The following is an 11,932-nucleotide window of genomic DNA, read 5'->3' on the forward strand; positions in this document are numbered from 1 at the left end:
GAGTCGACATTGAGTTTCGACATTAAATTAAAGCCCGGTTTTTTCCGGGCTTTTTATTATTTTGTGAATAGTTTCAATGAATTAAGTGTTTATTTTTAGGGCTGTGCACTTTGGCACATTGAATGCATATAAGGGGCGAGGTCGCAAAAATGCACCTCGATGTATCGTTATCTATAAGGGATACACCATGAACCGGTTTGTTTTTGCAGATCCAAATTTGTGTATTGGATGCCGGACTTGTGAAGTGGCTTGTGTCATCTCCCATCAGGAAGAAAACACGATTGCCGCACTGGACCCGTCTGATTTTACACCTCGCCTGACGCTGGTGAAGAATGCAGAAGTGACGACACCAATTATGTGTCGCCAGTGCGATGATGCGCCATGTGCCAAGGTTTGCCCCAATAACGCCATTGTCCTTGAAGATGGCCATGTCAAAGTTATTCAGTCTCGCTGTATCGGCTGTAAAACATGTGCCATTGCCTGTCCGTACGGGGCAATGAATATTGTGACCAAAATGGTCGAGGACGATAAAGGCTCTGCGCTGTTTAAGCGTTATGTTCCTAAATCTCTGGCTTTGAAATGTGACTTGTGTAGCCATCGTGAACAAGGGCCTGCTTGTGTACAGGTTTGCCCGACCAGCGCTATACAAATTATTGAACCCGAGACCCTGAGTGAAACCAGTAAGCAAAAACGTGAAGCTGCTGCTCTCGGAGCTGCTTTGGTTCCCACTCTTTGATAAACAGATTTTTAAATAGGTTGTTATGAAAAAATCCATTGTTGTTTGCCCCTATTGTGGAACAGGGTGCAAATTAAAATTGGTTGTTGAGAACGACAAAGTCGTTGCAGCAGAGCCTGCCAATGGCCGTACCAATGAAGGCGAACTTTGCCTGAAAGGCTATTACGGCTGGGACTTTATCAATGATACAAACTTGCTGACGCCACGCTTGAAGCAGCCGATGATCCGCCGTACCCGTGATGCGGCTCTAGAGGCTGTGTCCTGGGATGAAGCGCTGGAATTCGCCAGCGAAAAGCTATTGGCGATCAAGAAGAAATATGGCCCTGATGCCATTATGACAACCGGCTCTGCCCGTGGTCCGGGTAACGAAGCCAACTTTGTAATGCAGAAATTTGCAAGGGCGGTCCTCGGGACAAACAACGTCGATCACTGCGCCAGGGTGTGACACGCTCCTTCAGTCTCCGGTCTGGAGACAACAGTAGGTAATGGTGCCATGAGTAACGCCATTCCCGAAATTCAAGATGCTAAATGTTTACTCATATTCGGTTACAACGCGGCTGATTCTCACCCGGTTGTAGCAAGGCACATTCTTAAGGCACGTGCTAAAGGTGCCAAAATTATTGTTTGCGACCCGCGCAAAATCGAATCGGCCCGGATCGCCGATCAGTGGATGCAGCAGAAGAACGGCTCCAATATGGCGCTGGTTAATGCGATGGCAAACGTGCTGATCGAAGAAGAGCTGTACGATAAGTCGTATGTTCAGCAATACACCGAAGGTTTCGAAGAGTTCCGCGAGATTGTCGCGAACTATACACCGGAATCGGTTGAAGAAATTACCGGCCTGACAGCAGCGGAAATCCGCCAGGCAACCCGTACTTATGCTGAAGCTTCAGAGTCTATGATTCTGTGGGGCATGGGCGTAACTCAGTACGGACAGGCAGTAGATGTGGTGCGTGGCCTGGCTTCGCTGGCATTGCTTACCGGTAACTTTGGCCGCCGTGGTGTCGGTTGTGGTCCGGTTCGCGGTCAGAACAACGTTCAGGGTACTTGTGACATGGGGATGCTTCCTCATCAGTTCCCGGGTTATCAGTCTGTTGAAGATGACAGTATCCGTGAGAAATTCGAGAAATCCTGGGGTGTCAGCCTGCCTGCCAAACCTGGTTATCGCCTGACGGATCTTGGCCATAAAGTGGATGAAGGTGTCTGTAAGGCATTCTATGTCTTTGGTGAAGACCCGGCTCAGACAGAAGCGGATCTGGCTGCATTGCGTGAAACCATGCGCAAGATGGATCTGGTGATTGTTCAGGATATCTTCATGACCCAGACTGCCGAAATGGCTGATGTGATCTTCCCTGCAACCAGTTGGGGGGAGCATGAAGGCGTTTACAGTAGTGCCGACCGTGGCTTCCAGCGTTTCTATAAGGCAGTGACACCGCCGCCAAATGTGAAACCGGACTGGGAAATTTTCAGTCTGCTGGCAACACGTATGGGCTATCCGATGGCCTACAGCAATACGAAAGAAATCTGGGATGAGCTGCGCGGCTTGTGTCCGCTTTATTACGGGGCGACTTATGAAAAAATGGAAGGGCTCAAATCGGTCCAGTGGCCTTGTCCGACAGAAGACCATCCGGGCACGTCGTACTTGTTTGAGGGTAATAAATTCTCCACGCCTTCAGGTAAGGGACGGTTGGTTGCGGCGGAATGGCGGCCACCACTAGAACAGCCGGACAGTGATTATCCGCTGGTACTCTCAACCGTTCGCGAGGTTGGCCATTACTCTTGTCGTTCCATGACAGGTAACTGTGCTGCCTTGCAGACCCTGGCTGATGAACCGGGTTATGTACAGATGCATCCTGATGATGCCCGTGCACTGGGTATTAAAGATCAGCAACTGGTGTGGGTTTCTTCCCGTCGCGGTAAGGTGATTTCCCGTGCTAACTGTAGTGAGCGGATCAATATGGGCGTGGTGTATATGACGTATCAATGGTGGATCGGTGCTTGTAATGAGCTGACCATTGAACACCTCGACCCGGTATCCAGCACACCGGAGTTTAAATATTGTGCGGTGAAAGTTGAGCCAATTGAGGATCAGGTTTGGGCTGAAAATTACGTACAGACTGAATACAGTAATTTGAAAGCTCGCTTGAGAAATCAGGTGGCCAACGCGTAACTGTGATGTGTTTTCCCCGACATTTCAGATGTCGGGGAAATCACAGTTATATCATTTTTAGTAAATTAAGTTGCTCAAATGGCATATGCCTGTGGTTTGGTATTGTTAATTCAGATGATTCAGATCAATGCTCGGCAGCGTGAATAGAACAGAATTGTATTACAAATGATTTGGTGATCTTGATCACCCATTTGAATGAGCAATATGGATGACCGGACAATGGAACATTTCGAAAGCGATTTGAAGAATCTATCCAGGGCGCTGCTTTCGAGCAATGACATCAACAGCCTGATGAATTTTCTGAACAATAATGATTTGCTGTTTATTCAGGTTGAAAGAGTCAATATTTTTCTGAAAAGTGATCCTGATGTTCTTTATTACTGTGATGATGATAAAAGTGTACAGCGTTACCAATATACCCAGAGTAGTATGCAGGTACATGGTATCGTTAATGATGACTGTACCCATGATATTAAAGGGGATGCGCTTTATTTCAGCTATCCACAATTAGAAGAACACCCGGCTTATCGGAATATCAGTAGCTATTGTAAAATACCGCTTTTTTCTGCCAGTAAGCCATTGGGTGCGATTGAGTTTATTAACATCAATTTGCGTGATGATGAAGGGGCTGAAAAACAATTAAAGCTGTTCACTAATATGATCGCATCTATTGTTGAACATATTATTGAGCATGAACATGTGTCTAGTGTGACACAGCAGATGATTCAGCATGACAGCAACTACCAGTTACTGGTTGATGTTACTAATGCGGTAATAAGCCGAAGTACAAAAAAAGAACTGATGACCGCTCTTTTGAAATTTTTGTATCAGTATTTCGGTATTAGTGATCTATCTATTATCCAGCCACATGAAGGACATTATGGTCAGCATTCGTGTGGTTACAACGAAGGGAAGATTGATTATCGCTGTCATTTTTTTACCAACGATAGTGTGATCAAGGATGCCGTCGAAAAAAAGAAGCCAGTATTTCTTTCTGCTGAAGATATTCGTCAGTTGAGTCTTGAAAACAACGTTCCCTTTTTCCCCGTTCAGGTGAAAAGCGCTTGTATCGTGCCGTTGATATTCCGTAATCATACTAATGGCTACATTTGTTACATGCAGCGGGAAAACGCGCCATTTAAGGCCGCTGATGTTGAGCTGTTTATGCCGATTGCAGCCAGGGTTGCGATGGCAATCCACAGCTTGAAAGTGCATCAGGCGATTATCCGCACAGCACCGAAAACGGACTATATCACGATAGAAGACAGCTACACTGAGCACGCAATTTTCGATGACATTATCAGCCAGAGTGAGGTGATGAATCAGGTACTGGAGAAAGTGGCGATGGTGGCCGACTGTGACAGTACTGTTCTGATTCTGGGAGAGTCGGGTACCGGTAAAGAGTTGATTGCCAGAGCTATTCATAAATTGAGTCGTCGCAGTAAAACCCGGATGGTGAAAATGAACTGTGCAGCAGTACCAGCCGGTTTGTTTGAAAGTGAGCTTTTCGGTCATGAACGCGGGGCCTTTACCGGAGCTATAAGTCAGCGAGTTGGGCGTTTTGAACAAGCTCACAAAGGGACGCTTTTCCTTGATGAAATCGGTGATATGCCATTGGATCTGCAACCTAAACTACTGCGAGCTTTACAGGAAAATGAAATCGAAAGAGTAGGGCGTAACCAACTTATTCCTGTGGATGTCCGCATCGTATGTGCAACAAATGTGGATCTTTTATCTATGGTGGAATCAAAGGAATTCCGCAGCGATCTTTACTATCGACTGAATGTATTTCCAATTCGGGTTCCACCACTCAGGGAGCGACCTGAAGATATCCCGTTACTGGTGAAACACTTTACCCGGACTCTTTCTAAAAAAATGGGTAAAGATATTAATAAGATCCCGGTTAAAACAATGGAATCTTTATCCGGTTTTCCGTGGCCGGGCAATATCAGGGAATTGAGAAATATCATTGAACGCTCAGTCATACTGACTCGAGGTAATGTATTAAATGTACCGGTTGATGAACTTAGATTCGCCAGAAAGCAAATGTCGGAAGATATTAAGTCTAATAATCCTCCGGTAATTAACTTATCTGCGGATGTGACCGGACGTCATGCGATTATAAGTGCTCTTAAAGAAAGTAATGGGATTATTGGTGGTGCCAGAGGGGCTGCTGTTAAATTAGGACTAAAACGTACAACCTTATTATCCCGAATGCAAAAGATGGGAATTAAGAGTGATGATTATCTGAATGATGCGTTAGTCAGCAACGCATAACAATGATTAATAGTTAAATGCAACTCCTTCCTATTGGACTGGGAGGGGGTATCTGTATGCAAATGAGAAAGTATATTTGAGCCTGAATATGAGTGAATTGATTTCAGTTCCAACGTCCAACCATGCTCTTGAATTGCCTATTGTTCGTTTTCGTAAAGGGCGGGAAAGCTGGGAGGACAGGGATTATATTATTGAAGAAAGGCCGGTTGCCATTTCATTTAATGGAATTGCTTATACCGTAATGATGTGTACCCCAAGGGATATCGAATATTTTGTTATCGGCTTTTCGTTGTCTGAAGGCATTATTCAACATCACCGGGAAGTGCATGATATCGAAATTAATCCCGGCCCAAATGGTATTGCTGTTGATGTTACGGTCGCAAACCGTTGTCTGAGAACGCTGAAAGAAAAACGTCGCTCTCTGGCGGGAATGACCGGGTGTGGCATTTGTGGTGAGGAAAAGCTGGAAACCGTATGCCGGATCCTGTCACCGCTGACGACCTCTTCAACGTTTGATATCTGCAAACTGGAAAGCTCGCTTGAGCAATTGTTAGCTAAACAGCAGCTCAATCAGCTTACAGGTTCTGCTCACGCTGCGGTATACCTGGATAAAGACGGTCAGGTAAAAGCCATCTTTGAAGATGTCGGTCGCCATATCGCGCTTGATAAATTGGTGGGATATATCCACCGCCATCGGCTAGAAGGCGGTGCAGTATTAGTGACCAGTCGCGCCAGTTTTGAAATGGTACAAAAGGCTGCCGCCGCCGGCATCGAAATACTCCTCGCTATCTCATCGGCCACAAATATGGCTGTTGAATTGGCAGAAAAACTTAACGTTACTTTGCTTGGATATTGTCGTCCGGGGCGTGCAGATGTGTATGCCCACCCGGAGCGTGTCTACGGCATGATTTGATTTCCTTCCTTTATATTTTCAGAAGACATTTCACATGAAAAAGAAATATTTATTACCAGCACTGTTTGCACTTTTTTCTCCGCTGGCGCTGGCTCATCCCGGTCATATTGGTTCACATGGTTTTGAAAGCGGCTTTATCCACCCACTGACAGGGTTGGATCACCTTAGCGTAATGCTGGGCGTGGGAATGCTGGCAGCCCTGGTTGGCGGTAAGGCGAAATTTCGTATGCCATTGGCTTTTGTTGCTGTGATGATAATTGGTGGTGCGCTTGGCGTATCCGGTTTGGTTGTTCCGGGCGTTGAAACAGGTATCGCAATCTCTGTCGTTGCTATGGGCGTGATGCTTTGCTCTGGTGCTCATTTGTCTGAAAAAGCGATTTTGGCTTTAGTAATGGGCTTTGCATTGTTTCATGGTATGGCACACGGTATGGAAATGCCGATGGACTCTCAGGCATTCTGGTACTTCAGCGGCTTTGTGCTGGCAACCGCAATGTTGCATGTTACCGGTATTTTTCTTGCTCAGCTTATTGCTGCCTGTTCGTCTAATCGTCGTGTTATGCGAGTTACTGGCGCGGTGATGGCCGTATTTGGTGGCTCCCTGATGCTGTCTTAATCCACGAAGTAGCAAGATGAAGACGGTAAACGGGAATATTGGTAAAGACATGCATTGCGGAAGCGAAATTAATGATGGTAATGGCATTCCTGAACGCAAGTTTATACATATCACAGGTATAGTGCAGGGTGTCGGTTTCCGGCCGTTTGTCTACCAACAAGCAACCCGGCTAAAACTTGCAGGAACAGTGATTAATGACTCCGAAGGCGTCAAAGTTGATGTTCAGGGGGTAGCGGAAATAGTTCGTGAGTTCATTAATAGACTTTCCGAACTGGCGCCGCCGCTGAGCCGGATTGATCAGATATCTGTTGAGGATAAGCCGCTTCATTCAGTGGATGATTTCACCATTGAGCAAAGTCGTGAGCGAAACAGCACCAGTGTTTGCCTCTCTCCTGATCAGGGACTGTGTGATGCTTGCCTTGCAGAAGTGCGCGATCCTAGTTCCCGTTTTTATCATTACCCGTTTACCAACTGTACGCATTGTGGCCCGCGTTACACCATCATCAAATCGTTACCTTATGATCGTGTGGCGACAACAATGCGTGATTTCGCACTTTGCCAGCCATGTAAACACGCTTATCAGAACCCGCTGGATCGCCGTTATCACGCTCAGCCGATAAGCTGTACTCATTGCGGCCCGCAGATTCGCTATGTGTCTTTTAATGGCATTCAGAACGCTGCTAAGGATGAAGCAATAGAAAGGGTGGCTAATGTTATCCGACAGGGAGGCGTAATTGCCATCAAAGGGCTGGGTGGTTTTCATCTGGCTTGTGATGCTCGCAATTTAAAGGCTGTAGCCCGTTTACGAGAGCTTAAAAAGCGTCGGCGAAAGCCTTTGGCTGTGATGGTAGGTGATTGTGAAATGGCTCGATCTCTGGTTCATGGTGATGAACAGGAGTGGCAAACATTGCAGTCTCAGGCCAAGCCAGTAGTGCTGATGTGTAAGCATTCCGGTTTCAGCTCGCTTGCTAATAATGTTGCAGCGTCCGGCCCTTATCTCGGGGTTATGTTGCCGTACACCCCTTTGCATGCGCTTTTGTTCGATCTTCTGGATTTCCCTGTTGTACTGACCAGTGCCAATCGCTCCGGGATGCCGATAGCCACTGAATTCGATGAAGTAAAAGCGCAGCTTGGTGGCCTAATCGACGGTATTCTCGATCATAATCGTCCCATCCTTCACGCTTGTGATGACAGTGTGGTTCATATTGCCGGAAGTAAAGCCCGCGTGCTGAGAATGGCTCGTGGATACGCGCCATATAGCCAACATTTATCTATAGCAACAGAGCAGCAATCCACAGAGCCACAGGCGGTTCTGGCGCTGGGGGCACAGCAGAAGGCATCGATAGGTTTAGCTTTGCCGCAGCAATGGATTATGTCGCCGTATGTCGGTGATATTGATGATATCGACACCCAGCAACGCTATCTCGAAACCATTGATAATTTCGAATCACTGTATCGCGTAAAGCCATCAACAGTGGTTTGCGATAAGCATCCGGGTTATGTCTCAACTCGTGTTGCCAGAGAGCGAATTTCAAACGAAGGTTCAGATAGTGAATCAGAATCTAATCTGATTCAGGTTCAGCATCACCATGCCCATATTCTGTCAGTGATGGCAGAGCATCAGTTGACTCAGACTGTTCTGGGTTTTGCCTTTGACGGTACGGGGTGGGGTGATGATGAAACGGTGTGGGGCGGAGAAGTATTGCTGGCCAATACGCAACAGTCTGAGCGTGTCTGCCACTTGCGTCCTTTTCGTCTCATCGGTGGAGAGAAAGCGATAAGACAACCAGCACGTCTTGTCCTTGCCATGCTGTTGGAATGTTATGAGTTAGATGAAATCAAGCTAATGCGGCTTGGTGTGTTTAACCTGTGGTCCGAAAGCGAAATGGACAACCTCTACCAGTTATGGCGTTCGGGGAATCGTTCTCCATTTACTTCATCAATGGGCCGCTTAATTGATGCCTGGACTGCGCTATTGGAGTTGGTTGATGAGGTGGACTATGAGGGTGAGTGTGGTTTGTTGCTTGAGCAGGCTGCTTATTTAGGTGACAGTGTCACATTGTGCGGCGAGGCTGGCTTTTCGGTTACTGATGACGGTGTAATTGATTGGCAACCTTTGTTGGATAAAACGCTTCAAGCATCGAAATCAAACCACTCTGAATTTACTTCCGCTCAAATTCAAAATTTCAGCATGGCTTTGCTTGATGCCATTGCTGTCAGCATAAAAAAAATCGCTTCATCTTATTCTGATTATCCCGTCGTGTTATCCGGCGGGGTATTCCAGAACCGAATCCTTCTTAACCGGGTACATCAGCTGTTTTCAGCATCATCCCAACCTTTATATTGCGGCGAGACGATTCCTGTTAACGACGGAGGTTTAGCCGCAGGTCAGTTGTGGTACGCCATACATCATGACGCAAAGGCGTGATGTAAAAAGGCCATGTTCATATATCGAGGAAATAATGTGTTTGTGTATTCCTTCTAGCATCGTAGAAGTCTGCCCGGAGCAGTCGTCTGCACTGGTAGAAACCCTGGGCGTTCAACGCCAGGTCAGTACCCATCTGATTTCGGAGCCTTTAGCCTGCGGTGATCATGTTTTAATTCATGTCGGTTTTGCCATTAGCAAAATGGATTTGGATGAAGCGCAGGAAAGTCTGGCAGCTTACCGACAGTTAATCGCAGAAATGGATGAAGATGACGTGAAAGGACTGTTGTCATGAGTATGAATGTCGATCTTTACCGAGGTTTTCGCCAGCCGGATGTGATTAAAGCGCTGGCTGAGAAAATCGCTGATAAAGCCAAGTTGCTGGAACACCCGCTGTATATCATGGAAGTGTGTGGTGGTCATACTCACACCATCATGAAATATGGTCTGAAGCAGTTACTGCCGGAGAACATTCGATTTGTTCACGGGCCGGGCTGTCCGGTTTGCATTATGCCGAAAGAACGGATTGATCAGGCTATTGCGCTGGCTGGTTTGTCGGATGTGATTCTGGTTACGCTGGGAGACATGGTTCGAGTTCCCGGCTCAAAAAGCACACTGGCGCAATGCCGGGCAAAAGGCGGTCATGTTGAAGCAGTTTACGACCCAATGGATGTGCTAAAAATCGCCCGCGAAAACCCGGATAAGCAGGTGGTGTATTTTGCCATCGGTTTTGAAACCACCACGCCAATGACCGCAGTGCTGGTGGAGTGTGCTGAGCAGCAACAGCTCGCAAATCTCTATTTCCATATTAATCATGTGCTGGTGATCCCGGCAATGAATGCAGTGCTGGCCGATGGTCAATCTCGCATTAACGCCTTTATCGGTCCGTCTCATGTCAGTGTGATCACCGGTGCTAAGTTATATCAGCCTATTGTTGAAGGCTATCAGGTCCCACTGGTAGTCGGCGGTTTTGAGCCTGTTGATGTACTTGAATCTGTGTTGATGCTTACTGAACAAGCGGTATCCGGTTCGGCTGAATTACAACTTCAGTATCGCCGCGCTGCGAGTTATCAGGGCAATGTTACAGCCCAGCAGCAGGTGGATAAGGTTTTCACTTTGCGGAATGAATTTAACTGGCGTGGCCTGGGGAATATCCCGCATTCTGCGCTGAAGCTGAAACCTGAATATCAGCACCGTGATGCCGAACTCAAGTTCGCGGAACATTTCACTCACATCGATACCCCCGATCACAAGCACTGCCGTTGTGGTGACATTCTGAAAGGTCTGGCAACACCGCCGGACTGCAAAGTTTTTGGCAAAGCTTGTACACCTAATCGCCCAATGGGTAGTTGCATGGTGAGCTCAGAAGGCGCCTGCAATGCCTATTACCGTTACCTTGGTTGATTTTGAAGGAGAAAGAAATGAAACGAATCCAACTTAGCCACGGTGGCGGCGGTCAGGAAATGAATCAATTAATCAACCGGCTTTTTTTCCGTCATTTAGGCAATGACATTCTCCTTCGTACAGAGGATGCAGCGGTACTGGAATGTAATGGCAGCGTTGCGATGACAACGGACAGTTTTACTGTTTCACCGTTGTTTTTTGCTGGCGGTAATATCGGCAAACTTGCCGTTGCCGGAACGGTGAATGATTTGGCGATGATGGGGGCAGAACCACAGTATCTCAGCTGTAGTTTCATCATTGAAGAAGGTCTGTTGTTTGATGAACTGGAGCCGATTGTTAAATCCATGGCGGAGGAACTGACTGTATCAGGAGCTCGTATTGTCTGCGGTGATACCAAGGTGGTACCGAAAGGTTGCGCTGACGGCTTGTTTATTAATACCACAGGTATCGGCCATATCCGCCAGCCGGGGATTTCTGCACGTAATGTTTGTCCCGGTGATGCCATTCTTATTTCCCGTGATATCGGTTGTCACGGTGCTTGTCTGTTATCTGCCCGCGAATCATTGAAATTGTCGAGCCCGTTACAAAGCGACTGCGCAACATTATGGCCGGTTATTCATGCTTGTATTGAGCAGAATATTCCTATTCACAGCTTACGAGATGCGACTCGTGGCGGTATTTCTGCGGTGCTGAATGAATGGTGTGAGGCTTCAAAGGTTCAGTTGTCATTGGATGAAGAGGCTATACCTGTCAGTGATCATGTCCGCGGGGTATGTGAGCTGTTTGGTTTCGATCCTTATGATTTAGCAAATGAAGGAACGTTTGTTATGGCCGTTCCGACGGATGCTGCTGACGCTGCACTGGCTGTGCTTAAAGCGTTTTCAGGTCAAGCCGCTATTGTCGGCAGGGCTGAAGCTGCTACACCGAATAAAGTCATTCTGAATAGCCCTTGGGGAAGTCGTCGGTATTTAGATTTACCGGGCGGTGAGTTGTTGCCTCGTATTTGCTGAAACACTCAGAAATAGTGAAAGACATCAGATAAAGGAAAAGTCATGCACGAATTGTCTCTGAGCCTGAATACCGTGGATGCGGTTGTTGACCACGCAAGGCAACAAGGTTTTCGTCGGGTTACCAAAGTCAGGCTGGCAATTGGTTCCCTGTCCTGTATTGAGTCACAGGCGTTACAGACCGGGTTTGAGTTTGCCTGTCGGGGAACGATGGCTGAAGGGGCCGGGTTGGAAATTGAAATGATCCCGGCAAAGGCCTGGTGCGAGGACTGTTGTCAGTCCGTTTTGCTTCAGGCCCGTGGAATGTATTGCCCGAATTGCCAGGGATACCGGCTGGCAATCGAAACCGGCGAAGAGTTGAAAATTAAAGATATAGAGGTTGAATAA

10 protein-coding genes are annotated in these 11,932 nt (G+C 47.1%); all 10 read left to right on the top strand.

What is annotated here, in order from left to right:
- The first annotated feature begins 187 nt into the window (after nucleotides 1–187).
- The 10 genes from AACQ93_RS19535 to hypA all read left to right on the top strand — a co-directional run bounded on the left by AACQ93_RS19535 (nucleotide 188) and on the right by hypA (nucleotide 11,932).
- Nucleotides 188–736: a 4Fe-4S dicluster domain-containing protein gene (locus AACQ93_RS19535; protein WP_036801309.1), complete on the top strand. Its 549-nt coding sequence runs from the start codon at nucleotides 188–190 to the stop codon at nucleotides 734–736.
- 25 nt (nucleotides 737–761) lie between these two features.
- Entirely contained in the window at nucleotides 762–2,906 is a 2,145-nt protein-coding gene (gene fdhF / locus AACQ93_RS19540) for a formate dehydrogenase subunit alpha (RefSeq protein WP_084419338.1), read from the top strand.
- A 219-nt stretch (nucleotides 2,907–3,125) separates the two neighbouring features.
- Nucleotides 3,126–5,183 carry a sigma 54-interacting transcriptional regulator gene (locus AACQ93_RS19545; RefSeq protein WP_064609625.1) on the top strand — a complete coding sequence of 686 codons (2,058 nt, stop codon included), beginning with the start codon at nucleotides 3,126–3,128 and terminating at the stop codon, nucleotides 5,181–5,183.
- Between the two features lie 88 nt (nucleotides 5,184–5,271).
- Entirely contained in the window at nucleotides 5,272–6,096 is an 825-nt protein-coding gene (gene fdhD, locus AACQ93_RS19550; protein ID WP_036801305.1) for a formate dehydrogenase accessory sulfurtransferase FdhD, read from the top strand.
- 34 nt (nucleotides 6,097–6,130) lie between these two features.
- Nucleotides 6,131–6,709, top strand: coding sequence for a HupE/UreJ family protein (locus tag AACQ93_RS19555; protein ID WP_007469688.1), 579 nt, complete (start codon nucleotides 6,131–6,133; stop codon nucleotides 6,707–6,709).
- 16 nt (nucleotides 6,710–6,725) lie between these two features.
- Complete coding sequence (hypF, locus tag AACQ93_RS19560) at nucleotides 6,726–9,137, top strand: carbamoyltransferase HypF (protein WP_084419340.1); 2,412 nt, start codon at nucleotides 6,726–6,728, stop codon at nucleotides 9,135–9,137.
- A gap of 34 nt (nucleotides 9,138–9,171) precedes the next feature.
- Complete coding sequence (locus tag AACQ93_RS19565; protein ID WP_064607969.1) at nucleotides 9,172–9,429, top strand: HypC/HybG/HupF family hydrogenase formation chaperone; 258 nt, start codon at nucleotides 9,172–9,174, stop codon at nucleotides 9,427–9,429.
- Nucleotides 9,426–10,538: a hydrogenase formation protein HypD gene (gene hypD, locus AACQ93_RS19570; protein WP_064607971.1), complete on the top strand. Its 1,113-nt coding sequence runs from the start codon at nucleotides 9,426–9,428 to the stop codon at nucleotides 10,536–10,538. Before AACQ93_RS19565 ends, hypD begins: the two co-directional genes overlap by 4 nt.
- Before the next feature lie 17 nt (nucleotides 10,539–10,555).
- Nucleotides 10,556–11,548, top strand: a complete 993-nt coding sequence (gene hypE, locus AACQ93_RS19575) for a hydrogenase expression/formation protein HypE (RefSeq protein ID WP_064607973.1) — start codon at nucleotides 10,556–10,558, stop codon at nucleotides 11,546–11,548.
- A 42-nt stretch (nucleotides 11,549–11,590) separates the two neighbouring features.
- Nucleotides 11,591–11,932, top strand: a complete 342-nt coding sequence (gene hypA / locus AACQ93_RS19580) for a hydrogenase maturation nickel metallochaperone HypA (protein WP_064607975.1) — start codon at nucleotides 11,591–11,593, stop codon at nucleotides 11,930–11,932.

Origin of the sequence: Photobacterium sp. J15, from assembly GCF_963870815.1 — a bacterium.
GTDB classification, from domain to species: domain Bacteria; phylum Pseudomonadota; class Gammaproteobacteria; order Enterobacterales; family Vibrionaceae; genus Photobacterium; species Photobacterium marinum.